24 protein-coding genes are annotated in these 24,525 nt (G+C 71.3%); 9 read left to right on the top strand and 15 right to left on the bottom strand.

Going from position 1 to position 24,525, the window contains the following annotated elements:
• Window positions 1–94: 94 nt before the first annotated feature.
• On the top strand, window positions 95–1,798 hold the full coding sequence (locus ACGF5C_RS15810) for a tetratricopeptide repeat protein (protein ID WP_393302000.1): 1,704 nt from the start codon (window positions 95–97) through the stop codon (window positions 1,796–1,798).
• Between the two features lie 76 nt (window positions 1,799–1,874).
• Window positions 1,875–2,570 (top strand): hypothetical protein, encoded by a 696-nt coding sequence (locus tag ACGF5C_RS15805; protein WP_393301997.1) that lies wholly within the window; start codon window positions 1,875–1,877, stop codon window positions 2,568–2,570.
• 105 nt (window positions 2,571–2,675) lie between these two features.
• Here ACGF5C_RS15805 and ACGF5C_RS15800 read toward each other — a convergent pair whose 3' ends face one another.
• The 3 genes from ACGF5C_RS15800 to ACGF5C_RS15790 are packed head-to-tail and all read right to left on the bottom strand — an operon-like array spanning window position 2,676 to window position 3,569.
• On the bottom strand, window positions 2,676–2,858 hold the full coding sequence (locus ACGF5C_RS15800) for a hypothetical protein (RefSeq protein WP_393301995.1): 183 nt from the start codon (window positions 2,856–2,858) through the stop codon (window positions 2,676–2,678).
• 25 nt (window positions 2,859–2,883) lie between these two features.
• Complete coding sequence (locus tag ACGF5C_RS15795; protein ID WP_091094605.1) at window positions 2,884–3,090, bottom strand: helix-turn-helix transcriptional regulator; 207 nt, start codon at window positions 3,088–3,090, stop codon at window positions 2,884–2,886.
• A complete protein-coding gene (locus tag ACGF5C_RS15790) occupies window positions 3,090–3,569 on the bottom strand; it encodes a DUF2975 domain-containing protein (RefSeq protein WP_393301992.1) in 480 nt (159 codons plus the stop codon). Before ACGF5C_RS15790 ends, ACGF5C_RS15795 begins: the two co-directional genes overlap by 1 nt.
• 590 nt (window positions 3,570–4,159) lie before the next feature.
• Between ACGF5C_RS15790 and ACGF5C_RS15785 the strand changes: the two genes are divergently transcribed.
• The 4 genes from ACGF5C_RS15785 to ACGF5C_RS15770 all read left to right on the top strand — a co-directional run bounded on the left by ACGF5C_RS15785 (window position 4,160) and on the right by ACGF5C_RS15770 (window position 7,957).
• Window positions 4,160–6,571: a nitrate- and nitrite sensing domain-containing protein gene (locus tag ACGF5C_RS15785; RefSeq protein WP_393301989.1), complete on the top strand. Its 2,412-nt coding sequence runs from the start codon at window positions 4,160–4,162 to the stop codon at window positions 6,569–6,571.
• Entirely contained in the window at window positions 6,568–6,990 is a 423-nt protein-coding gene (locus ACGF5C_RS15780; RefSeq protein WP_393301986.1) for a roadblock/LC7 domain-containing protein, read from the top strand. Before ACGF5C_RS15785 ends, ACGF5C_RS15780 begins: the two co-directional genes overlap by 4 nt.
• A 69-nt stretch (window positions 6,991–7,059) precedes the next feature.
• Entirely contained in the window at window positions 7,060–7,386 is a 327-nt protein-coding gene (locus ACGF5C_RS15775; protein ID WP_393301983.1) for a DUF742 domain-containing protein, read from the top strand.
• A complete protein-coding gene (locus tag ACGF5C_RS15770; protein ID WP_393301981.1) occupies window positions 7,367–7,957 on the top strand; it encodes an ATP/GTP-binding protein in 591 nt (196 codons plus the stop codon). The genes ACGF5C_RS15775 and ACGF5C_RS15770 overlap by 20 nt, the downstream gene beginning before the upstream one ends.
• A 61-nt stretch (window positions 7,958–8,018) precedes the next feature.
• Here the strand turns inward: ACGF5C_RS15770 and ACGF5C_RS15765 are convergent, their stop codons facing one another.
• The 5 genes from ACGF5C_RS15765 to ACGF5C_RS15745 all read right to left on the bottom strand — a co-directional run bounded on the left by ACGF5C_RS15765 (window position 8,019) and on the right by ACGF5C_RS15745 (window position 12,489).
• Window positions 8,019–9,152: a flavin-containing monooxygenase gene (locus ACGF5C_RS15765; RefSeq protein WP_393301978.1), complete on the bottom strand. Its 1,134-nt coding sequence runs from the start codon at window positions 9,150–9,152 to the stop codon at window positions 8,019–8,021.
• Window positions 9,149–9,943 carry a helix-turn-helix transcriptional regulator gene (locus tag ACGF5C_RS15760; RefSeq protein WP_393301975.1) on the bottom strand — a complete coding sequence of 265 codons (795 nt, stop codon included), beginning with the start codon at window positions 9,941–9,943 and terminating at the stop codon, window positions 9,149–9,151. The genes ACGF5C_RS15765 and ACGF5C_RS15760 overlap by 4 nt, the downstream gene beginning before the upstream one ends.
• Window positions 9,944–10,342: 399 nt before the next feature.
• Window positions 10,343–10,984: a hypothetical protein gene (locus tag ACGF5C_RS15755; RefSeq protein ID WP_393301972.1), complete on the bottom strand. Its 642-nt coding sequence runs from the start codon at window positions 10,982–10,984 to the stop codon at window positions 10,343–10,345.
• Window positions 10,984–12,198: a hypothetical protein gene (locus tag ACGF5C_RS15750; RefSeq protein ID WP_393301969.1), complete on the bottom strand. Its 1,215-nt coding sequence runs from the start codon at window positions 12,196–12,198 to the stop codon at window positions 10,984–10,986. The genes ACGF5C_RS15755 and ACGF5C_RS15750 overlap by 1 nt, the downstream gene beginning before the upstream one ends.
• A gap of 3 nt (window positions 12,199–12,201) precedes the next feature.
• On the bottom strand, window positions 12,202–12,489 hold the full coding sequence (locus tag ACGF5C_RS15745) for a WXG100 family type VII secretion target (RefSeq protein WP_393301966.1): 288 nt from the start codon (window positions 12,487–12,489) through the stop codon (window positions 12,202–12,204).
• Between the two features lie 268 nt (window positions 12,490–12,757).
• On the opposite strand from ACGF5C_RS15745, the gene ACGF5C_RS15740 reads away from it, so the two are divergent.
• Together ACGF5C_RS15740 and ACGF5C_RS15735 are read left to right on the top strand one after the other, a co-directional pair.
• Window positions 12,758–13,249, top strand: a complete 492-nt coding sequence (locus ACGF5C_RS15740; RefSeq protein ID WP_393301963.1) for a hypothetical protein — start codon at window positions 12,758–12,760, stop codon at window positions 13,247–13,249.
• A gap of 577 nt (window positions 13,250–13,826) precedes the next feature.
• Entirely contained in the window at window positions 13,827–14,783 is a 957-nt protein-coding gene (locus ACGF5C_RS15735; RefSeq protein ID WP_393301960.1) for a LuxR C-terminal-related transcriptional regulator, read from the top strand.
• 55 nt (window positions 14,784–14,838) lie between these two features.
• Here the strand turns inward: ACGF5C_RS15735 and ACGF5C_RS15730 are convergent, their stop codons facing one another.
• The 3 genes from ACGF5C_RS15730 to ACGF5C_RS15720 all read right to left on the bottom strand — a co-directional run bounded on the left by ACGF5C_RS15730 (window position 14,839) and on the right by ACGF5C_RS15720 (window position 20,545).
• Window positions 14,839–18,585 (bottom strand): S8 family serine peptidase, encoded by a 3,747-nt coding sequence (locus ACGF5C_RS15730; protein WP_393301957.1) that lies wholly within the window; start codon window positions 18,583–18,585, stop codon window positions 14,839–14,841.
• Window positions 18,586–18,789: 204 nt separating this feature from the next.
• Complete coding sequence (locus ACGF5C_RS15725) at window positions 18,790–19,500, bottom strand: low temperature requirement protein A (protein WP_393302235.1); 711 nt, start codon at window positions 19,498–19,500, stop codon at window positions 18,790–18,792.
• Window positions 19,501–19,960: 460 nt separating this feature from the next.
• Complete coding sequence (locus ACGF5C_RS15720; protein ID WP_393301954.1) at window positions 19,961–20,545, bottom strand: helix-turn-helix domain-containing protein; 585 nt, start codon at window positions 20,543–20,545, stop codon at window positions 19,961–19,963.
• A gap of 63 nt (window positions 20,546–20,608) precedes the next feature.
• On the opposite strand from ACGF5C_RS15720, the gene ACGF5C_RS15715 reads away from it, so the two are divergent.
• Entirely contained in the window at window positions 20,609–21,199 is a 591-nt protein-coding gene (locus ACGF5C_RS15715; RefSeq protein WP_393301951.1) for a dienelactone hydrolase family protein, read from the top strand.
• 12 nt (window positions 21,200–21,211) lie between these two features.
• Here the strand turns inward: ACGF5C_RS15715 and ACGF5C_RS15710 are convergent, their stop codons facing one another.
• From ACGF5C_RS15710 to ACGF5C_RS15695, 4 genes are read right to left on the bottom strand one after another with little or no spacing between them, the layout of a single operon-like run.
• The gene (locus ACGF5C_RS15710) at window positions 21,212–21,970 is read right to left on the bottom strand and encodes an NAD-dependent epimerase/dehydratase family protein (protein WP_393301948.1); all 759 of its coding nucleotides are present in this window, start codon (window positions 21,968–21,970) and stop codon (window positions 21,212–21,214) included.
• Window positions 21,971–21,975: 5 nt separating this feature from the next.
• On the bottom strand, window positions 21,976–23,121 hold the full coding sequence (locus tag ACGF5C_RS15705) for a mandelate racemase/muconate lactonizing enzyme family protein (RefSeq protein ID WP_393301945.1): 1,146 nt from the start codon (window positions 23,119–23,121) through the stop codon (window positions 21,976–21,978).
• The gene (locus ACGF5C_RS15700) at window positions 23,118–23,912 is read right to left on the bottom strand and encodes an SMP-30/gluconolactonase/LRE family protein (protein WP_393302232.1); all 795 of its coding nucleotides are present in this window, start codon (window positions 23,910–23,912) and stop codon (window positions 23,118–23,120) included. Before ACGF5C_RS15700 ends, ACGF5C_RS15705 begins: the two co-directional genes overlap by 4 nt.
• A 15-nt stretch (window positions 23,913–23,927) precedes the next feature.
• Window positions 23,928–24,404 carry a cyclic nucleotide-binding domain-containing protein gene (locus ACGF5C_RS15695; RefSeq protein WP_350708868.1) on the bottom strand — a complete coding sequence of 159 codons (477 nt, stop codon included), beginning with the start codon at window positions 24,402–24,404 and terminating at the stop codon, window positions 23,928–23,930.
• Window positions 24,405–24,525 lie beyond the last annotated feature (121 nt).

Below are 24,525 nucleotides of genomic sequence, written 5' to 3'. Positions count from 1 at the left end.
TCCGGTGCCCGCCGGCTCTGGATCGAGTGGTGCTGGTAGCAGCCGACCCGGCGGGCGCTCCCGGGCGCCCGCCCCTGCGGCGATCGGCCCTGCCTTGACCGACGGGCCGGGCGACTACGACTGCCACCGCGACCACGGGCCGTACGCCGGGGTCGGGGCCTTCCTCGGCCGAGTCGCCGCCGACCGCCCCCGCCTGGCGTCCCGCCACAGGGTCGAGCTGCACGCCATCGCACCCGGGCTGGACGTCGCGGCACGACCGGCCGCCGAGGAGGAGCCGATCCGGTTCCATCCCGCCCGACGCACCGCCTACCTGGCCTACGGCGCGGCCGAGTTCGTGGCGGCCTGGGCAGACCGGCTCCGCCGCCCGGTCACGGTGCGGTTCACGCACGTCGGAAGCGCCGACGACACCACCCGCGAGCTGCTGGAGACGCTGACCCGCCGACTCGGGCCGTCCCCCGTGCGCCTCCACCTGCACGACAGTGGCCCCCGTCCACCGGTGACGGCCGCCCCGACGCCGGAGGCGATGCGCACGGCCCTCGGCGACAGCCTGGCCCGCGGCTTCTACCACCACGCGGCCCGAACCGCCCGACGCGGGCGCACCGCGGTGACCCCGGACGGCGACCTGCGGCACTGGTGGGCGTTCACCACCGGCCTGGCCACCGCCCTGGCGGCGCTGGACCGCGCCACCGAAGCCCTCGACCTCTACCACGAAGCACGCGCCACCACCGACAACCCCAAGATCGCCATGTCGGCCGCGTACGCCACCGCCATGCTGTACGCCCGGCACCTGCCGGCCGCCGACCAGGACCCGGCGCGGGCGCGGCACTGGCTGGAGAAGGCTCTCCACCTCGCCGCCGGGCTGGACGACCCGCGGCAGCGGGTGCTGTCCACCGTCTTCTACGAGCAGGGCCTGGCCCTGCTGGACAGCAGGGAAGGCGATCCCGCCTCCGCGCTACGGCTGATCGACGACGGGCTGGCCCGGTTGACCGCGGTGCTCGCGCCCGGCGAGCGCCCACAGGATCTGGCCCGGCTACGCCACAACCGGGCGCAGGTGCACCTCGCCCTGGGCGATCCGGCGCAGGCCCTGACGGACCTCGACACCGTGATCGCCCACGACCCCGACAACTGCGAGTACTACGTGGACCGGGCCGCCCTGCACCGGGCGGCGGGGCGGCCACGGGCCGCGATCAGGGACTACGACACCGCGATCCGCCTGGGACCGCACCTACCGGAGGCGTACTACAACCGGGCCATGCTCCACCAGGATCGGGGCCGTTCCGGGCGGGCGCTCGCCGACCTGGAGCGCGTGCTGGCAATCGACCCCGGGCATCTCGACGCCCGGCTCGCCCTGGTCAACCAGCACGTCCGACGCGGCGCGTTCGCACAGGCCGAGACGGACGCGCGGGCCGGGCTGGCGCTGGCCCCGCAGGAGCCCGCGCTGCTGTGCACCCTGGGGCTGATCCGCTCGGAGCGGGGCAGCCTCGCCGAGGCCGACCGCCTGCTCAGCCAGGCGCTGGCCGGGGATCCGGAGCTGGTCGAGGCGTGGACGAACCGTGCCGCGATCCGGTTCGAACGCGGTGACGTGCCCGCCGCCCTGGCCGACCTGGACCGGGCGGTGGCGCTGTCGGCGGCACCTGTCCCCCGCTACAACCGAGGCACGGCACTGATGCGGCTGGGACGGTGGGAAGAAGCCGCCCGGGACTTCACCCACGCGCTCACCCAGCCCGACCTGGACCGGACGCTGCGACGCGACCTACGCGCGGAACTGGCCCGCTGCCATCGTGCCATGCCCCGATGACCGCCAGCCAGGGCGGAATCGACGGAATCGACGAGCCCGCCGACCATGCGGCCTGATCGGGCAGTATCGTCCCCGAATGAACCCGGTAACGCCGACGCTGCCCGCGAACACCACGCTGCTCCACTACTACCTGCTGCAAGCGACCGGCGGGGATGACGCGACGGGGGCGGGGCTGCTGGTCGAGGAGTTCGTGCTGGACGACGACCTGTCGGCCGTACGGCTGCGCAGTGCCTGCTGGACGGCGGCGGACGCCGGCTGGTGGAGCTCGGCCGCGTTCGTGCGGGCAGTCCGCGCGGACCCGCGCCTGCGCTCCCGGTTGACGGCCGTGAACCGCCCCGGGGCGGAGGCGGCGTACGGTCGGCTCGGCGGCGGAACGCTGCCGGACGAGGACGCGCTGCGCCGGCACTTCGGCGACGACGTCCCGCTGAGGGCCGGTACGCCGCTGCGGCTGGGCACCGGCCCGGCGGTTCACCGGGTGCTCTTCGCCGGTGAACCGGACGGCGACGCGATAGCCCGCCTGTCGGCGTTGCTGCGGCTCGGCGGCGCCTCGGGCATGGACGCGACCGAGCCTGGCGTGGTCGGCACCGGCCGGCTGCGGGTCAACGACACGAACCACGTCTGGCAGCTCCGCCAAGTCGGCGGTGTCGCGTGGAGCATCGACGTGACGTCCGACCCAGCTGGCGGCGACGGGCTGCGCTGGGTGCTGCGCCAGGTCACCGACGTGGCCCGCTGCCACGGCCTGGTCCCCGCGACGATCGAGCGCCTCTCCTGACGACCGGAGGCCCCGGCCTCGACCGGGAGGCGCGGCCCGGCCGGAGGTTGACGCCGCGGAGGCCCTGAAGAGGCTTACGGGCCTCCGCGGCGTCGCGCGGCACCGTCAGTCGGCCAGGTTGACCCACACGTCGGTGACCCACAGGGGGTGGTTGCAGTTTGCCTGCGACCAGGTCGGGCCCGGCTGCAGCCACGGCCTGGTCCGGTAGGTGCCGTCGTTGCACCGCACGAGGACCTGGAACGCGGGCATGCCGTAGTTGCACCGGGCGATGCCGTAGTACCAGCCCATCTCGGCATGCGGCGCACCGTGACGGTCATTCCTCGACCCACTCGAGCAGGTCACCGGGCTGGCAGTCGAGCACCCGGCACATGGCCTCCAGCGTGCTGAAACGGACGGCCTTGGCCCGGCCGTTCTTCAGTACGGCCACGTTCGCCGGCGTGAGCCCGACGCGCTCGGCGAACTCACCGACGCTCATCTTGCGTTTCGCCAGTTCGACGTCGATGCGGACGACGATGGGCATCAGATCACCGCTTCCATGTCGGTGCGCAGCGTCGCGGCCTGCCGCAGCAGGGCGCGCATCACCACCATCAGGAGCCCCAGCACGGCGACACCCACCAACATCAGGAACAGCAGGAGGGGCAGCCCGGGATCTGTCGCTCTGAAACCGACATAGAGAAACACGCCCAGCAGCACCACCCAGGCCGCGGCGATCGCCCACACGATCGCGTTCACCCACCCCATGGAGGCGTCGCTGAAGATGCGGTCGTTCCTGACCAGGGTGAGCAACTTCCAGGTCGACACGATCACCACCTGAATGCACAGCACCCAGAACACCGTGATGGCAGTCATCGGCCACCTGAGGTAGGCGAGGTCCGGGGACTCCTCGGCCATGTGCGCGAACTGGCCGGGCAGCGACATGGTCTGGAACAGGACCAGGATCCCGAACAGCAACACGAGGAAGACTCTGAGCGGGGCCACCGCTCGATGCTCGCTGAACATGCATCGACTATCGCTCGTAACCTATCGATTGTCAATCGGTCGGCGGCCTCCGACAGGAGACCCACCCTCAGCGGCAGCGGCCGGCGCGGCGCTCGCACGGCCCAGCGTGAACGCGGGCAGAAGTCTCACCCCACCCGGCGGGGAGACGCTCGACCGTGTCGCCTGAAACCCGGCGAGGGGAAACAGAAATTGGCCGTTACGAGAACATTGATTCACCCTCTTGTCCGACCGCTGGGACACTTCTTCGGGACAACACCAACGCGGTCGCGGCGAACTCCGTGAGGTCGCCACCACGCTTCGTGCATCCATTCTGAATATCCGCGCCCGCCCGGATCCCGCCGAGCCCGCCTTCAGTTCGCGTAGCGCACACACACCCGCCACCTCACGATCGATGTGACTGTACCGACTTCCACGGCTACTCTCGGTCGCGCTGTTCAGGGTCTTGACAGGCCCTTATGCTCTAGCGGTGTTGATCTTTCGTCTCCGGCCCGGGCGGTGGCCGTCACCCGGGTTCCCCACGACGGGGGCCCGGACCGTTGCCTGATGAATCTGCGCGCCCTCGAACATCGACGGGCGCCACCGCGTCGGACATGCCTCGGCTCGGCGGCGACAGACGGCGCCCGCACCGTCGGTCGGTACGCTTTCAGATCTGGTCGCTGCTGGTGGTGGCGTTCGCGACGCTCCTTCCGCTGTGGGCCTTCGGCCTGTACCTCACCGTCCCAGGCGCCGTGTCGACCAGTCAGAGCCAACAACGGAATCTGGAGATCGGCGTGCCCACCGACGCGCTGGATTCTGCGCTGAGTGCGGAACGCAAAGCGTCAGTGGTGTATCTGGCAAACCGTGAGACGGGCCGGTCCGCGCTCGACAGAGCGCGCGCCGTCACGGACCAAGCCGCCGAGAAGTATCGCAGCGGTGCGATGGATGTGATCAGCAGGATCGGCGAGGGGTCCGCCAATCATTTGGCGCAGGAAATGGATGCGCGCCTCGGGCAGTTGTCCGCTCAGCGATCCGCGATTGACAGTGGCACGGCGGAATCGACGCAGGTCTTCACCTACTACAACGCCGCCATCGACAACGGCATTCGTATTCTGAACTCCCTCACGGGTGTCGACGACAGGACGGTGCACAGTTCTGGTGAGGCGCTGTCCCGCCTCACCCGCTCCCGAGCGCTGTTGGAGGAAGTGGACGCCCGGGTGTCCGCCGCGATCACCGCCGGGATCCTCACCCGCGACGACTGGTACGCCCTGGTCACCAACATCGGCGCAGTCGACGGTTCGTACGCCACCGCGCTGCCGAACCTGCCTGCCGACGTCGCGGCGGAGTACAACAGGATCGCAGGCAGCGAGGCCATGAGTCGGCTGCGCACGCTGGAAAGAACCGTTGCTCAGACGCGGCCCGGCACCCGCATCACGGTGACCGCGGCGGAATGGGACGCCGCGACGAGGGCCGTGCTCGACGAGGTGCACGCCTTCGAACTGAGGACCGCCACGGAGTTGGGCACCCGGGCCGAGCCGGTCGCGCGCTGGGTCCTGCTACGGGCCGCCATCGCCACGGGGTTCGGTCTGCTCGGCGTCATCGCGCTGGTGAGCGTGTCGATTCGCATCGGCCGGACCCTGATCAGGGAGAGCACCCTGCTCCGCAACCGGATGGATGACGTCGCGACCGTACGGCTGCCGGAACTGGTGCAGCGCCTTCGGGCCGGCGCGGTCACCGACCCCGACGAGTTGCCCAAGGGCCGAGCCTTCGAGCGGCCCCGCACCAAGGAACTCGACGACCTGAGCGGCTCGTTCGACCGGGTCCATCGGGTTGCCATCGAGGCAGCAAGCGGCGAGGCGCAGCTCCGACAGGGCGTGTCCCGGGTGTTCGTCAATCTGGCGCGACGTAACCAGACGCTCCTGCACCGCCAGCTCAAGCTGCTGGATCAGATCGAGCGGCAGAGCAACGACCCCGATCAGCTTGCCCAGTTGTTCTCCCTGGACCATCTGGCCACCAGGATGCGCCGCCACGCCGAAAGCCTGATCATCCTGTCCGGTGAGGCGCCGGGCCGGGGATGGAGCAGCCCGGTGCCGCTACAGGACGTGGTGCGCGCGGCGGTTACCGAGGTGGAGGACTACCCGCGGGTCACCGTTCACATGCCGCCGTCGGTGGGCATCGTCGGCCCGGTGGTTGCCGACCTCATCCACCTGCTCGCCGAGCTCATCGAGAACGCCGCACTGTACTCACCCGCCGACACGCAGGTGCAGGTGCGGGGCATGAGGGCAGCCAACGGCTTCGTGGTCGAGGTCGAGGATGCCGGTGTGAGCATGAGCGAAGCCGTGATGGCAGAGCTGAACGCGCAGCTCGCGGATCCGCCGGAGTTCGACCTGACGGACGGAAGCCAGCTCGGGCTGTTCGTCGTCGGTCAGCTCGCCGCGCGGCAGGGCATCCGCGTCTCGCTGCGCGGCTCGCCCTACGGCGGCACCACGGCGATCGTGTTGCTGCCTCCCACCCTGCTCGCCGATGTCGACGCCGACAGCCCTGTCGAGCGGGTGCCGGTCGGGCGGCTCGCCGGAGCCGACCCGAATCCCCCGCGACGGGACGCGGCCGCCACCAACCGCGCTCCTTCCGCGCCGGCGCGCCACCGCGGCTCGCCGGTGGCAGGCACGTCCGCGCTGGACACGCCAGCGAGACCAGTGCTGGACCTGCCCGCGCTGAGCTTGCCGGCGACCCCGCGCAATCCGGTCGAGGTCACGCCCGACATCGACCGGCCGGCGCTGCCCCGACGTTCCCGCCAGGCAGCGCCCGCCCCGCAGCCTCGGGCCGGTTCCCGCCACGCGGGGGCCACGCCCGCACGGCCCGAACCTGCGCACGACCGGAACCCCGAGGAGGTCCGGTCACTGATGTCCGCCATCCAGCTGGGCTGGGACGGGATGCACCCCTCAACATCCAGGACCGATAATGACGCCGGCGCGAGTTTCGGGGCGCCGTCGTCCACACCCGCACGGGAGAGTGATCAGAAATGACTGAGACGGCTGCGGACGCTGGCGGCCTCGCCTGGCTACTGGACAGCTTCGCGGACCGCGCCCCCGCCGTCCGGCACGCAGTCATCCTGTCCGGTGACGGTCTCCTCGTGGCGCGTACCAAAAATCTGGATCGCAACGACGCCGACCACCTCAGTGCCGTCGCGGCTGGTTTCCACAGCCTCGCCAACGGGGCGGGCGACCACTTCGACTGCGGTGAGGTTCGCCGGACGGTGGTGGATCTGACCCGTGGCTTCCTGTTCGTGACGGCCGCCGGCGCCGGCGCCCGGTTGGCCGTCGTGGCTGAGCCCGACGCGGACGCGGGCCTGATCGCCTACGAGATGTCGATGCTGGTACGTCGGATGGGTGAGCACATGGCGATCCTTCCGAGGTATGAGAACGCTGCGTACGAGACCCGGTGACCTCTGATGGCGGCATGGCGGAGGTCGTCCGGAGGCAACGAGTGGCTCGACGACGAGGCAGGGCCCTTGGTGCGACTCTACGGCGTGACCTCTGGCAGGACCCACGCTGCGCAGATCTCTCTGGATCTGCTCAGTGTGATCGCCGCCGCCAACGTCCAGCCCACCAGCACCCAGTATCTCGGCCCGGAGCATCTCGCGATTCTGCGATTGTGCGCGCGGCCGGCTGCCGTGGTCGAGATCGGCGCCGATCTCGACCTGCCCCTGGGCGTGCTCCGCGTCCTGCTCGCCGATCTCCACGAGTTGGAACTGATCACCATTCGCCCGCCGCACCACGGCGCACTGCACGCCAGTGTGCATCTTCTGGAGGAACTGCTCGATGGTCTTCAGAGACTCTGAAACCCTGGCATCGTCGCAGGAGCCGGCCTCGCTGAAGATTCTCATCGCCGGCGGCTTCGGCAGTGGTAAGACGACGCTGGTCGGCTCGGTCAGCGAGGTGCGCCCGTTCCGTACGGAGGAGAGTCTCAGCGACCGGTCGGTCGGGGTCGACTCGACCGCGGGCGTCGAAGCCAAGCGAACCACCACCGTCGCCATGGACTTCGGGCGGATCACGCTCAGTCCGCGACTTGCCCTGTATCTGTTCGGCACCCCGGGTCAGGACCGGTTCTGGTTCATGTGGGACGAGCTGACGCGCGGCGCGCTGGGTGCGGTCGTCCTGGCGGACACCCGCCGGCTTCCCGACTCGTTTCCCGTCATCGACCACTTCGAACAGCGCGGCACACCCTTCGTGGTCGCCGTGAACTGTTTCGACGGCGCACCCAGGTATCTGCCGGAAGAGGTTTCCGACGCGCTGGAGCTGTCGCCCTCGGTCCCGGTCGTCCTCTGTGACGCGCGGGACCGGGAGTCGACCAAGTACGTTCTCACCACCCTGGTCACCCACGTGCTCACCGCCAAGGCCCACGCTCACTGACCATCCCGTCCGCAGGGGCACGGCGCTGTCGACTGCCACGTTGCCGGCTGGCTGAGGTAGGTCAGGCGCGGGCGGCTGGCTCGGCGGGCGTGGCGGTGGCGCCGTCACCCGATCCGCCGCCGGGTGACTCGGGGTGCGGACCCCGCCGTGCCGTACGGGTGGACGCGCGCAGCCGGCGGCTGATCACGGCGGCGTCCTGGCCGACCCAGCCGAGCAACGCGGATCCCCTGTTGCGCTGGAACGGCAGGCCGACGTAATACAGGCCGGGCACCGGGCTCACGCCGTCGACGTGGACGGGCAGCCCGTCGGCCGGGTCGACCGCGCCAGGCACCCGCAGCCAGCCGAAGTCGGCGCGGAAGCCCGTCGCCCAGACCACGACGGAAGGCGTCAGCTCCTGTCCGTCGGCCGTCCGCAGTGTTCGGCCCCGCGCGCCGGTCACGCGACCGACAACCCGGACACCCCGTCGGCGCAGGGCGCGCGGACCGGCCCCGATCAGCGGGTCCCGCGCCCGGATCCGCCGCCCCAGCCAGCTCTCGGCGGGGGCCCGTACCGCCCCGAGGACGTCCAGCCAGGTGAAGATGTCGACGCCGAAGGGGCGCTGCGGAAGGACCGGCTGCCGCGCCCCGAGCGACAACGTGACGGACCGCGATGCCGCCAGCTCGGCGGCGATCTGCACGCCGGAGTTGCCGCCCCCCACCACCAGGACGGCGCCATCGGGAAGGTCGGCGGGGCGCCGGTACTGGACGCTGTGCAACTGGACCAGTTCCGCGGCCAGGCCATCGCTCAGCGCCGGGACATGGGGGACCTGGAAGGGGCCGGTCGCCACGACCACGGCACGCGCCGTGCGGACTCCGTTGGCCGTGACGGCCTCGAAGGCACCCTCGGAGGTCCGACGCAGCAGCCGTACGGCCGCGCCGTGCTCGACGGGCAGGGCATGGTGTTCGGCATAGGCCGCCAGGTAGTCCGCCACCTCGTCCTTGCCGGGATAGTGGCCGGGCGGAGCGGGGAAGGGCAGGCCGGGCAGGGCGCTGTGCCGCGCCGGGGTGAACAGCCGCAGCGAGTCCCAACGGTTCCGCCACGCGTCCCCGACCCGCGTGCCCGCGTCCAGCAGAAGGACGTCGAATCCGGCGCGGCGCAACTCGTACCCTGCGGCGAGACCGGCCTGGCCCGCACCGATGATGAGAATTTCTGTCACGACACCCACGATTCCCCGGCGCCGCGTCCCGGGCTTGGACGAACCTGCTGACCCTCCCACCGCACCCCGCGCAGCAGCTCGGACGGCGCCAATCCGAACATGCTCCGGAACACCCTGGTCAGGTGGGAGGAGTCGGCGAAGCCGGCCTCGTGTGCGGCCTGCGTCAGGGACCCGCCCGACGACAACAGCAACAGGGCGGTACGCAGCCGTTCCCACCGCACGTAGGCACGGAACGGCAGCCCCAGCTCCTGCCGGAACAGGTGCGACAGCCTGCTCTGCGACAGGTGCACGGCTCGCGCCACCTCGCCGAGCCCCACCCTGCCGGGCAGCAGCGTAGGGACAAGATCCACCGCCTCGGCCACGGCGGCGTGTCGCGGGCGCGCGGCCGGGATCTCGCCTCTCACCACGGACCGGATCACGGCGTCGATCGCCTCCGCCGACGAGACGTCGCCGGCCGGCGGTAGTGGATGCGGATCCAGCCGCCACCGCGCGGCCGAAGCGGACCGCGACTCGCCGCGGTCGAGCAGCCGGCCGAGACTGGACACCGGGTCGATCAACGCGAGCAGGCCGTCCGCCGCACCCTGGACGACGGCGTGCGCGGTGTTCGCCGGAATCAGCGCCGCACGGCAGGAATGGTCGACGCCGTCGGCGCCCCGGAGCACCAGGACGGTGTCCCGGGCGACGAGCAGTTGCACCGCGTGGTGCGAATGCGTCCCGGCCGCACCGATCTCGCCGCGGTAGTAGATCCGGCCCGGCGCCAGCCCCACCCACCCCCGCCACGTGGCGTTCAACTCACCTGCTCCTTGCGCGTCGCCGGCACAGGACCACGGTTGCCGGCGCCTCGTCAACGCAGCCAACGGCTCCATCATCACCGCGGCCGGCATGTCCGCCGGGATCGACATGTCCCTGCGTCTCGCCGCGAAGCTCGCCGGTGACCGGATCGCACAGGCCCTGCAACCGGTCGTGGAATACGACCCCCAACCACCGTTCGACACCGTAGCCCCGACAAGGCCGGCTCCGGAGCTGACCCGCCTGGCACTGCGGCTGCTCAGGAACTCCGGCGCTCGTCGATCCCGGGCAACCTCCGCCGTTCCCGGTTCTCCCACGTCACCGGCCGCGACACCTCGTGGTCCGGGCACAGGGCTCGCTCCCCCGCCCTGCGTTCCGACGGGTCCGGGGAAGCGGGCCGGTCAGGGCGCCGGATCGAGCTGTTCGAACCGGACACTACGCAGGATCGAGACCATCGTCTGGCAGTACTCCGCCCAGTCGGCGAGGCTCGGGGTGGTGAGGCGGAGGACCAGGAGGTACGGCGCGTCGGGCAGGGGCACGACCGCCTGGACGTAGGCGACCGGGACGACGGCCGGTTCCGGCTGCGCACCGAGCCGCGTGGGGATCGGCGTGCTGGAACCAGCCAGCACGACCACCGCCGGACCACACGGCAGGACACGTCGCTCCACCCGGTGGTACGGGCCCGCCTCGCGTTCGAACCGCGCGGCCAGCCGCTCCGCGGCGAGGTTCGCGTCCAACTGCTCCGTGGGTTCCAGGGCGGCCAGCAGGGAAGACACGCTTGCCTTGCCGTCCACCGCCAGGCAGCTGAACCCGTAGTAGAGCAGCGGGTAGTGGCTCAACTCGACGACCTGCCGGTCGTACAGTGCGGCCAGGAACCGGCGTTGGTCGGGGTCGCCGTGTGGCAGGACCCGGGCGGCGAGTTCGAACAGAGCCTGCCGGCGCTCGTCCGGGTCGGGGTGCATGGGCACCTGGTGGAACCACGGGGGTACGGCGAATCTGACGCGGGGCAGCGCGAGCGGCGCCTTCTCGGCGGGCGGGAGCACTAGTGGGCCACCGCCTTCTTCGCTTCCTGTAGCTGTTCCGCCTTCTCCTGCTGTGCGGCGTCGTCCTCGCCCGCGCCCAGGCTCCACGCCCGCTCCATGGCGGCCGGGATGTCGTACCAGCCGTCCTGCCAGTAGTCGTCGACGTGGTTGGCGATGTCCTCCTGCTGCATGGAGTTCGCCGACGACTGCCAGCTTCCGTCGAAGAACGCCTCGTGCATGCCGCGACTGACGTCGTCGAGTCCCTCAAGGGCCGGCCGCATCAGCCGTCCGAGGCCGATGGTGACGGCTCCGGCGATGTCGAAGGTCAGATCCTGGGCGGATACGTCGCCGCCGCCGAACCGGGCGGTGCCGTGCAGAACGAGGGCGCCGACCCCGAGGATCGTGCTGGCGCCCAGGCCGCTGCCGCCGACCAAGATGAGCGCCCCGCCCAGCGGGGCACCGATCACCGTCCCGGAGAGCAGGGTGCCGGCGCCGATCATGAGCAGCGACAGGATGCCGCTGCCCATGGCGATGTCGCCGAAGACGTCGCCCAGGTTGGCGATCCGGTTCGCGTTGTTCGTGATCCAGTCCCCGAGCGCGTCGAACGGCGCGCTCAGGTCGTCCAGGAGTTCCGTGAGCAGCCCAGGGTCGCTGGCGGACTCGGCGAGCCGGCCGAGCTTCCTCGCGACCTCCGCCGACAGCTCCTCGTGGTACCCCTTCAGGGTCTCGGCGCTCGCGACGACGTCGTCGTACTCGCCCTGTGCGGTCTCGAGCCGCCGGGTGGCGGCGTTGACCTTCGCTTGGGCGGCGGCGAGGTCCAGGTCGTTGTGGAAGAGCTGACCGACGAGGCTGAGCGCCGGATCGTCCTCGGCCGCTTCCACCTTCTTCTTGGCCGCTGCGGCATCCTGCTCGTAGGCGCGGGCCTTCGTCTGCAGCGTGACGAGGTCCTGCTTCCACTGCTGCAGCAGGTTCGCGGCACTGGTCATCGTGCTGGCGGCTTCGTCCAGCTTCTTCGGGAATCCGTGGAGGCGGTGGCGAAAACCCTCGGCCGCCTGGCCTTCCCAGCCGCCGACGTCACGGGCCACCGCGTCGATCGCGCCCCTGGCCTCCTGCATCCTGCCGGCGGCGTACGTCAGGACGGCGGTGAAGGCCGCGACGTTCTCGGGGCTTCCGGGAGCAGGGTCGAAACCCAGGGCGGGGTAGTTCTCCGGTGCGAAGCTGAACAGGTCGAGCATGCGTCAGCTCCCCTTCGGAACCAGATCAGGCTCCGGCACGCCCTTGAAGTACTGGGCGTTGCTGAGGTCGCTCTGCGAGTACCGGTCGGCGGACAACGTCAGCCTGTTCTGCACGCCCTGCATTCCCGCGGCCATCTTGTCGAGCGTGCTGCCCCAGCGGTCGACGAAGTCCTCGGCGGCGTCGTCCAGGTCCCCCGATCCGAGGTCGCCAGGGTCCGCCGACTTGAGTCGCTGCTCGGCTGCGTTGATGTCGCCCTTGATGCCCTCGATCCGCGTCCCCACGGAACGCAACGCGTCCACCTCTACCTTGAAGCCGCCCAAACCGTCCATCCTCGTTCGACTGCCGCCACATGTTACGGCCACCGCTACAGCGGTCCGTCTCGGGATCTTGACTGGCGGGCGAGACCGAGACACCGCCGACAGCGAAGCTCGAACGGTGATGCGGTGGCGAACCCGCAAGATCATTGCAATATGATCTTGGGCTTGGTTCACGCCGGTGGACGCACGGCCGGCATGCCTGCGTCCCCGCACCGTCAAGCACTTCGAAGGAGAACCCCTCTTGCGTCTTCGCGTTGCAAAGGTCGCGCTGCCGCTCGTCGCCGTCGCGCTGCTGGCTGCCTGCGGCGGTGGCCAGGACGAAACTGGCGGCGACAGTGACACCGGCATCCCGAAGTCCCCGGAAGACTCGTACGCGGCGATCATGAAGGCCATCTACGCCGCCGACTCGCAGCGGGCGTGCTCGCTGATGACTCCTGACGCCGCCGAGAAATTCATCAGGGAGATGAGGCGGTGGAAGGACGCCGAGGGCAGCACCTGCGAGGGAGTGGTGGACTCCTTCGCCAGCCAGCAGTCGGGTCCGCCGCCCAAGGAGTGGGGACCCACGATGTACGGCAAGGTCGAGTACCCCAACCAGTTCTTCGCCATGCTGGAGAGCTGCCCGAAGGACGCGAACGGCGACTTCCAGCCGAACTTCGCCAGCGTGACCTGGAAGAAGCAGGACGGCGGCTGGATCATTACCGAGTTCGACATCAGCGTCGGCTGCGGAGGCTGAGGCCGCCGGCCACCGGGTCTGACGTGGACCTTTCCGGGAGCGACCGGGACGTTAGACAAGAACGCCGGCCTTTTCCTCTGGGAGCATGGCCGGCGCTCTTGCCACCCCTGGACGCACTCGTCCATAGTCCGGCGACGCGCAAGCCAGGACCAGCCCGTGGCGAGATCGGGCAACCGGCCAGTTGATGCCTAGCGCCGATACACGGCGAACCATCCCGCCGCAGTCACGGCAAGGAACAGTGACACCACGAGCAGGGCGGCTCCAACCGGGTAGGGCATGGGAACGAGAAACGGTGCCTGCTGGACCAGCAGGCACGCGCCGAGCAGCGCCTGGCTCCCGCCCCTGCGGACGGGTTGGGACCGCTGGCTCGCCGGCAGGCGCGCGACCCGCCGCAGCGGGAGATGCCGCACCGCTGCCCCGGCACATCAGAGACCGGCATCGGGGCCGGAGCGCGACGGCTCCCAGCCTGGCGGCGGGGTGACGGGCGAGATGGTCTGGACGGCCCGGCGGGGTCAGGGCAATACTGCTGGCTGCTCCTTACGTGGCCGGCGCCCGTAGGGCAGGGGCGGGAAGTGGGATGAGAATGCTGCGTGGGCTCGGGATCGGCGAGAAGGACGAAGCGGTCTACGTGGAGCTGCTGCGCCGCCGCCGGGCGACCGTCGCGGATCTCACGGAGGCGTTGCAGATGGCGGCGCCGGCGGTGAGAGCCGCGATGGCGCGCCTGGTCGCGCTCGGCCTGGCCACCGGTGACGACGGCGGCCTGCACACCGTCGTACCACCCGACGTCGGGCTCGGCACCCTCATCGTCCAGCGCCAGGCCGCACTGCAACAGGTCCAGAGCCGGCTGGGGGAACTGGTGCAGGTGTACCGGACCGGGGCGACCTCCACCGTGGGTGAGGTGGAGGCGCTCACCACCCCGGAGGAGCTCGCCACCTGGATCGACAACATGGAGCGGGGCGCCAAACGGGAGATAATGGCGTTCTTCCGGCCTCCGTACGTGCTGGACGGCGACCTCGATGTCTCCACCGACGTGCCCGCCTACCGTTACGTGTACGAGCGCGCCGCCCTCGACGATCCGCGTACCCCCGCCGAGATCGGCAGGTTCCTCAAGAGCGGGTACGAGATCAGGATCGCTGCCGAGCTGCCCAGCAAGATGATCATCGTGGACCGGGAGACGGTGCTGCTGCCGATGCTGCCCGACCAGACGAGCGTCCATCCCGGGTTCCTCCTGGTACGGGGTCAGGCGCTGGTGCACCTGCTGGTGGCGCTCTTCGAGCGGGTCTGGCAGGCGGCCACGCCGTTGCGGCTCACCGCCACGGGCCTCGCCGAGGGCTCTCCGGCGTGGGACGACGTCGACGTCGCGCTGCTGACGTACCTGCTCTCCGGGATGCCGGACAAGACGGTGGCCAGCCGGCTCGGGACCAGCGAACGCACGGTGCAGCGCCGGATCCAGCGGCTGATGAAGCTGGCCGGGACCGACAGCCGCATGCAGTTGGCCTGGTACGCCGCCCGGTCGGGGCTCATCTCGCCCTGACCGGGAAGGCCGGTCGTCCCCGCCCGCGGCGCGGGCGGGGACGACCGTGGGACGGTTATCCCCGCAGCTTGTAGGCGCGGGTCACGGTCTGCTCGACGGTGTTGCCGTCGGCGTCGGTGGCCTGCACCCGCAGGGAGACGAAACCGTTGGTGTCTTCCAGCGCCGGGCTCTTGAGGGTGCCCTTGACGGTGGCGTCACCTCCGGCGGTGACGGTCACCTGCTGCCAGGTGGCGCCGTCGTCGTAGGAGGCCCACAGCTTCGCCTCGCGGATCCGCGGGCCGGCCAGGCCCTTCGGGTACCAGAAGTCGAGGCTGATGTCGGCCGTCGACTGCGCCTGCACGCTGTTGTCGAGAGCGACGTCGAGGTCGTAACCGACCGACAGCACCGGCAGAAGCGCACGGTCGCCGCCCCGCTGGGAGTGGAACGTCCAGGCGGTGTTCACCTTGGTGGAGGTCGTCCACCACGGCTGGTCCCGCCGTACGTCCGTCACCACGCGGTACTCGGCACGCTCCGGCGTCATCGGGAAGGCCACCGCCGCGGCCGGAGCGGACCCGAGCAACTGGCCGTCGCGGTACACGGCGGTCAGTGCCTTGTCGGTGTTGTTCGGGACCGTCCAGAACTGGCCGGTCGCCGTGTCCAGGAGTCCGGTGGTCAGCACGACGCCCACGTCGCCGATCCGGACGGCTCCCTCCGGGTGGCCGGCGGGTATGGCGGACCGGACGACGGGCTTGTTCCATGCCCGGGTCAGCCGCTGCCTGGGCTCGAACACCGACGGGAGCGTCTGCTGGAAGCCGGGGATCGACTCCCACACGCCGGCCGGTGCCATGATCTCCCACGTCGGCCGGCCGGCGGTGACGTATTCGGTGAGGGACCTCGGCATGGTCGTCCGGATGAAGGTCATGACGATGAAGGGCTGCAGCGGCGAGGTGAGGAGCCGCGCGTATCCGGCTTCGGTGCCGGGCGTCGAGGCGTGGAAGGACGTGTCGACCGTGGCCAGTTCCTCGGCGCTGACCTGGTAGCGCTGGTCGGCCGAGATGCCGTGCTGGTACTTGAGCAGCTCGTAGGAGTACGGGCTCACCGCCGTCCCCTTGAGCTGGATCATGACGTCGCCTCGGCGGGCGAGACCGGCCAGTCGAGCGCCCTGCTCGCCGGAGAGGGTCATGGCCGGGATGGCGGTCGGCGCCGTCCGGTAGACGTCGGTACCCCACTGGGCGGGGACGTCGTTGTAGATGATGATCATGCCGGCGCCGGCCGCCGCCGCGTTCGCGATCTGCTGCGACGGGGTGACGTCGTCGCTGCGCCGTACCAGCGCCAACGTGCCCTTGACGGACTTGCCCGCGTAGTCCTGCGGTCGTCCGATGCCGGCGTCCACCACGCGCAGGACCTGGGTGCCGTCGAAGCGCGCGGAGCCGACCCAGCCGCCGACGTACTCCGGCGTGATCGGGAAGGCTCCGGGACTGACCAGCTGCGCCTCCAACGACGGTGCGGTCAGCGTCCAGGCCAGCCGGTGCTCGAGGTTCTCGTCCTTGAGCTGCGACGGGATGGCGTGCAGCTTCGTGTGGCCGTTGAATTCGGTCTGAAGGCCGTACATGAGCGACTTGTCGTCCTTCAGCAGCGACATCCCCAGCCGGACGCGCTGCGGCTGGCTCGGCTTGGGCGTCTGGATGCCGACCTGGCTCGACTTGCTCCCGTCGAAGGTGATGGTGCGGTCGGAGTCGACGAGCACGCCTGATTCCGCGCCGTAGACGTGGTCCCGAACCTGCAAATAGTCAGGGGTGAACCGGTAGGTACCCGATGCGAAGGCGTACTCGCCGCGGGGCAGCCTCAGCTCCAGGGTGCCCTCGGCGCCGAGGATGAAGTGGATGTCGACGGGCCCGGGATTGTCGAGATCGAAGACCCAGATGCTGCTGTAGGTGGACGCCGGCGCCTTGCCGTCCAGGTCCGTCAGCTTCACGCTCACGTTGAAGCGCTCGGCATCCCGGACGAAACCGACGGCCGTCGTCACGACCGTCGCGCCGTCGGCGGAGGCGGCGCTGACGTGCGCGCCGTACGTCCCGACCGGCACCACGCCGCTGTTGGCGGTGACCGTCACGTCGGCCGTGCCGCGGGCCGGCACGGTCACCGTGTCGGCGCCCAACGTCAGCGCCCCTGCCGGCAACTGCCCGGCTGCGCCCTTGGTCGTCAGCGCGAGGGTGACCGGCTGGTCACCGTCGTTGACGTAGGTGATCTGTTTGGCGACCGGGGCGGTCGATTCCCACGCCTGCAGGCCGAAGTCGACCACGCCGGGCCCGGACACGGTCTGCCGTACGGCGCGGCTCACGTCGGTGCGGCCGGCGCCCTGGGCGTACACCGAGGTGTCCGCCGTGGTCTTCGCCGTGCTGACGAGCTGGCCCTTCAGCCGCCCCGGAGTCCAGTCCGGGTGCTGCTGGGCCAGGATCGCGGCCGCACCCGCCACGTGCGGGGTGGCCATGGAGGTGCCACTGGCGGCGGTGTAGTGGTCGCCCGCAGGGGTACCCATGCTGGTGCCGGCCGCCCGGGCGGCGACGATGTTCGCGCCGGGGGCGGTGATCTCCGGCTTGAGGGCGCCGCTGGCGAGCGGGCCACGGCTGGAGAAGGAGGTGACCGCGTCGGCACGGTCGACGGCGCCGACCGTCAGCGCCGACGCGGCGATGCCGGGCGAACCGACAGTCGTCGCCCCGGGCCCGGAGTTCCCGGACGCGATGGTGAACAGCACGCCCGTCTCGGCCGTCAACTGGTCGACCGCCTCGGACATCGGGTCGGCTCCGTCGCCGGCCGTACCGCCCAGGCTCATCGAGACGACCTTCGCGCCCGAGTGGGCCGCCCAGTCCATCCCGGCGATGATCCACGACTCCTCGCCGCCACCCACGTCGCTCAGCACCTTGCCGACGACGAGTTGCGCGCCGGGCGCGACGCCCTTGTACTTGCCGCCGGACGCCGCGCCCGTGCCGGCGATCGTGGCGGCGACGTGGGTGCCGTGCCCGTGCCCGTCCTGGACAGACTCACCCGGCACGAAGCTCTGGCTCTCAGCGATCTTGCCAGCCAGGTCCGGGTGGTTCAGGTCCGCGCCGGTGTCCAGCACGGCGACCTTCACGCCGGTGCCGTCGTATCCGGCTGCCCACGCGTCCGGCGCGCCGATCTGCGGCACGCTCTGGTCGAGCAGGGCGTGCACCTTGCCGTCCAGCCAGAGACGCTCGATGCCCCCGCCGAGCCGGGCCTTGGGGGTACGGGCCCTGGCGGTGTCGTCGTCGACGGCCTCCCAGAACGTGGCGGCCTGCTTCTTGTCGGCGGCGATGGCGGCGCCCCGGATGCTGGGCAGGCTCCGCTTCACCCGGCTGCCGGCAGGGGCGGACGGCGCGGCGGCCTTGCCCGCCCGGGCCGGATACTTCACGATCAGCGGGATCGACGCGGCGTGCGCGTCGTCGTAGCCCTGCGCGATGAGGCCCGTGACGTTGAACAGCCGGCTGTCCACCTGGCCGGTCGCGATGAGTGGCTCGGCAGCCAGCGGCACGACGTACACGTCGGTGCCGACCGAGTAGGTGCGGAAGTTGCCGACCGGGCCGTCGTGCGGGGTGACGGTGATCGCCGGCTTGCCGCCCTGCGTCGTCACCGTGACCACGTCACCGGTGACGAGGGTGACCTGTGCCGCCTTCGACGTCGCGGGTACGGCGGCGGTTACCTCGCCGGCAGACGCCGGCGGCTTGCCGTGCGCGCTTGTGCCGACCGTCGCGACGAGTGTCGCGGTGAGCGCGACGCCGAGCAGCGTCGATCTTCTGGTTCGCATTGACCTGGCCCTCCTTCTGCCGGTACCTGAGGTACGTACCGGTGGGGCAAAGCTTCGTGAAGGCGGGGGTGGCCGCGCTACGGCTGCGCATGGCGAACACTCGACATGTCAGGTCGCCGCCACAATCGATCGGAGGGTGCACATGCATCGCTACCGACCCGGTGGCCACCGTCGGCTGGTGCGCCGGCGACCGGCGCGGCGGGGCTACGGGCGTGGTTCTCGCCCACTGGGCGGCGGTGGCGGGGTCGGTTCGCTGGGGCGGACCTTCCAGGAGACGGCGTCCGTCACGGCGATCCCGGTGAGGATGACGACGGCCACCACGGCGATCAGGATCGGTGGCAGGAACGCGACCACGGGTGCCAGCGCGACCAGCAGGAGCAGTCCGATCACCCGGGACAGGGCGACCCGGCTGAAGGACAGGTAGTCGAGTCGGGCCCGGCCGGCCAGGTAGATCGCCGGTCCGCAGAGGATGACGGCGGACCACGTGAGGAACTGCTGCAGGGAGCCGATCGTCACCTCCTGGCCGTGCATCGCGACCGTGACGAACAGGGCGCGGCCGACCTGGATGAGGACGTAGGCGGCGGCGAAGATCATGCCGTCCCCGGCGAACGCCTCAGGCACCGCGCCCGCCATGATCGGGGTGCCGAGCATGATCGGGATGATCACGAACTGGATCGCGGGCTGCGCGGGGTTGAGGCGGTTGGTGGTCCAGGCGGTGAAGACCCAGACCCACCAGAACGCGGCGAGCAGGATCCCGGTGTGCAGCGCGCCGAGCCAGGTGAGGTCGCTGAACAGGGTGTGGGACAGCCGGGTCAGCGCGAAGACGAAGATCACGTCGAAGAAGAGCTCGACGTAGGTGGCGCGCTGGGGCTCGCCGTGATCCCTCAGGAGGTCGCGCGGGTTGCCGGCGGTCATCGGCACGCCCGTTCCGTCGGTTCTGCGACACCTGCCATCAGTCGTACCGTGCGCCGCGCCGCCGTCGGCCCGGCTCACGCCGACGCATGTCGAACACCCGCGCCTCCCGCTCTCTGCAACCGCTGCGGCGATCTTGTCTGCCGGGTGGATCGCCGCCTGCTCCTGCGCCGCGCCGACGGCCAAGGTCCGGCGCGCCCGGTCGAGGGGAAGTGCAGGCAGAAACTCTGGTGGTCGACGGCGGTGGACGCGACCCGCGCTCCGCGCCCGACGCGCCGGTCACCCGCTGCCGCACCGCGTGCTCGCCACCACACCGCCGCCGTCGGTCGCCGGGGGCAGGTCAGAAAGGGTGTGACGTCCGACCGGAGGGCCTGCCGGTCAGGGTACATCGGACGGATCGGCCGGCACGGCGCGATTGACAGCATCCGATGGCTGTCGGCGTCGTCCTATTGCGCGCCGGAGCTCATGCGGCTGGACCGCGCTCGGCGTCGGGGAGGGTGGGAGCGTCGGTGGGGTAGAGGCCGGCGACGAAGCCGTACACCTGGTCGCCGGACCGGGGGATCTGGGCGAACCGGCGGGCGAGTTCCTGGACCTGCGCCCAGAAGTTGCGTACCTCCTCGACGGGAATTCGGGCGTGCACGAGTGTGCACCGCAGGTCGTCGGCCGCGTGGGCGGCGGCCGACTCGGCGGTCGCCTGCGCGAGCCCGTTGATGGCGGCGGCGACCTGCTTGTCCTCGCTGCGGCTGAGCACGCCGACGTAGAACGTACGGGCGACCCGGCCGTAGTACCGCTCCTCGATCGCCCGAACGCGGCGGGTGCGGACCACGCGCAGGAGACCGACGTCGACGAGAAGGTTCACGTGGTAGGCGACGCTGCTCTTGGGGCGGTCGACCGCCTGGGCCATCTCGGTGACCGTGGCGGCCCGCTCGAGGAGCAGCTCCAGGAGAGTGGCGCGCAGCGGGTCGGCCAGCGCCCGCAGCTGCTCGGGCGCGGTGACCACGAGCATCTCGTCGAGGTCGTAGTCCGGGATCCGCTCATTGACCGACATTTCTCGACCGTTCTAAAATTGTGGATCGTTTGATCCTCGCCGTCCGATGTCAGGAGTTTAGAGATGGCCGAAGTCGTGCTGTTCCACCACGTGCAGGGACTCACCGACGGGATGCGCGCGTTCGCCGAGCAGTTGCGCGCCGGCGGACACACGGTGCACACGCCGGACCTGTTCGACGGCGAACGACCGGCGACCCTCGAGGACGGGCTCGCGCTGACCCGGCGCATCGGAGGTGAGGTGCTCGACGAGCGCGCCGACCGGGCCGTGGCCGACCTCCCCGGAGAGGTGGTGTATGCCGGCTTCTCCTTCGGTGCCGGCACGGCCCAGCGGATGGCCCAGACCCGGCCCGGCGCGCGCGGCGCGCTGCTCTACGAAGCCTGCCTCCCGATCACCGGCGAGTGGGCCGTCGGGCCGTGGCCCACCGGGGTCCCGGTGCAGATCCACGGCATGGACAAAGACCCGTTCTTCGCGCTGGAAGGCGACATCGACGCCGCACGCGAGCTGGTCGCGACGGTCGGAGCCGACCTGGGCGAGCTGTGCGTCTACCCGGGCGACCAGCACCTGTTCGCCGACAGCTCGCTGCCGTCGTACGACGCGGAGGCGACGGCGCTGGTGGTGCGGCGATCGCGGCAGTTCCTCGACCGGGTGGGCTGACCCGCGACGGGCTCAGCCCTGCCCGCCCCGGCACAGGGTCGACGGGCCGTCGGGCACGCTGTCCCGGTACGCCTCCGAGTCCAGGACCGGCGCGTAACCCAGGTCGCTCCTGGCCGCGTCGAGGTCGAAGACAGCCTCGGTGTTCGCCGAGGTGATGGTGTACGCCCCGAATCGGACGTCGGCCCGCAGCGCGCGGCGTACCGCCTGGCCCAGGTCCGCCGGGCCGAGCCAGGTGTCGAACCAGCCACGCGTCGGCGGCACGGGACGGCAGCCGCCGAGGCGCAGACAGACCACGGAGAGGGCACCCGAGTCCGCGTACACCCGGGCGGCGGCCTCGCCGAAGACCTTGGTGGCGCCGTAGCGGCAGCACGGGTGTGGTGGCCACGAGTCGCGTATCGGGCCGGGCGCGGGCCGGGCGGCCGGTGGGCGGTAGCCGCCGAGGACGTGGACCGAGCTGGCGAGCACCACCCGGCGTACGCCCGCCTCCGCGGCCGCCGCCAGGATCACGGTCGGCACCTCGATGTTGGGGCCGCGCAACCGGTCCCAGTCCTCGCCCGGCCGTGGGTTCCCTGCCAGGTGCACGACCGCGTCCACCCCGGCGCAGAGCCGCTCGGCGAACCCCCGGTCGGCGAGGTCGCCGGGCACCACCTCCGCCGGCCCGACCGGCTGCGGGGCACGCAGGTCGGTCAGCCGCAGCTCGTGTTCTCCGGCGAGTTGCGGCACGAGCAGCCCGGCCACCCCGCCGGCCGCGCCGGTCACCAGTATCCGCATCCCGGTCACCAGTTCGAGAAGGAGCCGTCGCGACGGTGGTAGACCGGCAGCGGGGCCGGACCGCGTGGGTCGAGCCGGCGCGCGGCGGCGAGGTCGAGCTCGATGCCGAGGCCGGGCCGCTCCGCCGGCCTGATCCGGCCGGGAGTCAGCACGGGGCCGGCGGCCAGCACCGGCGAGGGCGGGAACTCGGGCCACGGCTGCTCCTGGACGGAGACGTTGGGCAGGACCAGGTTCAGGTGTGCGGAGGCGGCGGCGGTGACCGGGCCGAGCGGGTTGTGGGTGGCCAGGTTGATGTGGTGGACCTCGGCCATCGCCGCGATCTTGCGGGCCTCGGTGAGGCCCGTGTTGGCCACGTCGACGCGGGCGTGGTCGATCAGCTCACCCTCGATCAGCGGCCGGAACTCCCACTTCGTGCCGAGCTGTTCACCCGCCGCGAGCGGGACCGCGGTGCGCCCGCGCAGCATCCGGTAGCCGTCGAGGTGTTCGCTGCGCAGCGGGTCCTCGACGAAGTACGGCCGCAACGGCTCCAACTCCCGGCACAGCGTCACGGCCTGCGGGGGCTCCAACCGGGTGTGTACGTCGAGCAGCAACTCGACGTCGTCGCCCAACGCGGCGCGGAGCCGTTCCACGGTGGCGACGGTGTGCCGCAGTGCGCTCCGCTGGTCGTACTCGCCGCCGGCGGCCGGGCTGTTCGCCGGCACCCGCATGTACCGCCATCCGGCCGCCACGAGCCGCTCGGCCTCGGCCACCGTCGCGGCCGGGTCCCTGGCGTCGCCGACGCGGACGTGCACATAGCATTCGACGTGGTCCCGGGAGGCGCCGCCGAGCAGTTGGTAAAGCGGCACGCCGAGCGTCTTGCCCCGCAGGTCCCACAGCGCCACGTCGATCGCGGCGAGCACCGAGGCGAGCACCCCGGTCGCCGGGAAGAACCCCGACCGGGAGAGGAGCTGCCAGAGGTGTTCGATCCGGCTCGGATCGGCGCCCTCCAGCTGCGCGGCGAAGTCCTCCACCGCGCCGCGCACGGCCCGCCAGCGGGAGCGCATGCCGACCTCGCCCACGCCGTACTCGCCGGAGTCGGTGTGCACGACCACCAGCAGCATGGCGCTCGCGTCCTGCGGCACGGTCAGCAGCTCCAGGTGTGTGATCTTCACTGCGCCCTCCAGGTGTGCGCCGGTGGCCCGTCGATCCCGACCTCGACGGCGAAGATCCGGCCGCTGTCCGGTGCCGCCCGCCGGGTCGCCTCGTCCAGCCCGATCCAGGCCGTGGTCACCACGAGGGTGCCGGCGACCAGGCAGACGGCGGTCGGCCGGGGCACCGGCAGCCGCACCCGTGCCAGCGGGGTGCCGTCCGGGGCGAAGCGGCGGACGCACCAGCCGTCCCACATCGCGACCCAGAGGCAGCCCTCGGTATCGACGCAGAGCCCGTCGGGGGTGGCGTCGTCGCAGTCGACGAGCACCCGCGGGTCGCCGGCCTCGCCGGTCGCCGGGTCGTAGCGGTAGCCGGTGACTCGCCGGCGCCGGCTGTCCACGTGGTACATCGTCTCCCCCGCCGGATCGAACCCGAGCCCGTTCGCGCACCCGATGCCGTCCAGCACCGTCGCCACCGAGCCGTCCGGCTCCAGCCGGTAGAGCGCGCCGGACCAGGGCTCCGCGCCGCCCAGGATCTGGCTTCCGGCGAGGAACCGGCCGTACGGGTCGCAGCCGCCGTCGTTCATCTGGGTGTGCGGCGCGGCGACGTCACCGCCGAGCGGGCGTACCGTGCCGTCGGCCGCGACGTGCCGGAACCCCCGCCCGGCCGCCACGACCCAGCCCGCCCCGGCGGCGGCGAGTGGCGCCACGGCCCCGGTCGCCGTCCCCACGTCGTACCCGGCCAGCACCTCGATCCGGTCGCCGCCGAACCGCCCCCGCCACAGCCGACCGGCGCGGATGTCCACCCAGAGCAGTTCACCGGTACGCGATCAGGCGGCGGGCGGGGCGACCGCGGGATAGCCGTACAGGTCGAGCAGCCGGCCCCGGGCCGCGTGCAGCCGGTCCACCACCACGCTCATGAAGCGGGTGGTGAGTTGCCGGCCGAGCGCGTCGTCGGACTCCATCAGCCGGCGCACCCCCGGGGCGGTGAACTCCACCGCCGTGCTGCGCTGCGCCGCCACCGCCCCGAACTGCCAGCGGTACGGCGGGAACAGCCACGACCACCCGAGCACCCCGCCCGGACCGATCGTCTCGATCTCCACGTCGCCCCGGCCGGGCACCGGGAAGTCGAGCGCCACCTGGCCGGCGCGGACCAGCCAGAAACGCTCCGCCGGTTGGTCGGCCCGGAACAGCCGGTGCCCGGGGTGCCACACCACCGGCCGGGCGTATCCGGCCAGCCGGGGCAGCCACGGCTCGGGCAGGCCGGCGAGGAACGGGTGCGCGCGGAGCACGTCGAGCGTCGTCATGCGGGTGCCCCTTTCGTCGGGAGGACGCGGCGGTGGCGCGGGCCCTGCGACGGTCGGTCGTCCTGCCTCCCAGTACACCGCGCCGTATCCCTTGGCGACAGGGCCGTTGGTCCCGGGCCGC

This window comes from Micromonospora sp. NPDC047620 (assembly GCF_043205005.1).
Taxonomy (GTDB): Bacteria; Actinomycetota; Actinomycetes; order Mycobacteriales; family Micromonosporaceae; genus Micromonospora.
This window is presented reverse-complemented; position numbering and strand designations above follow the sequence as displayed.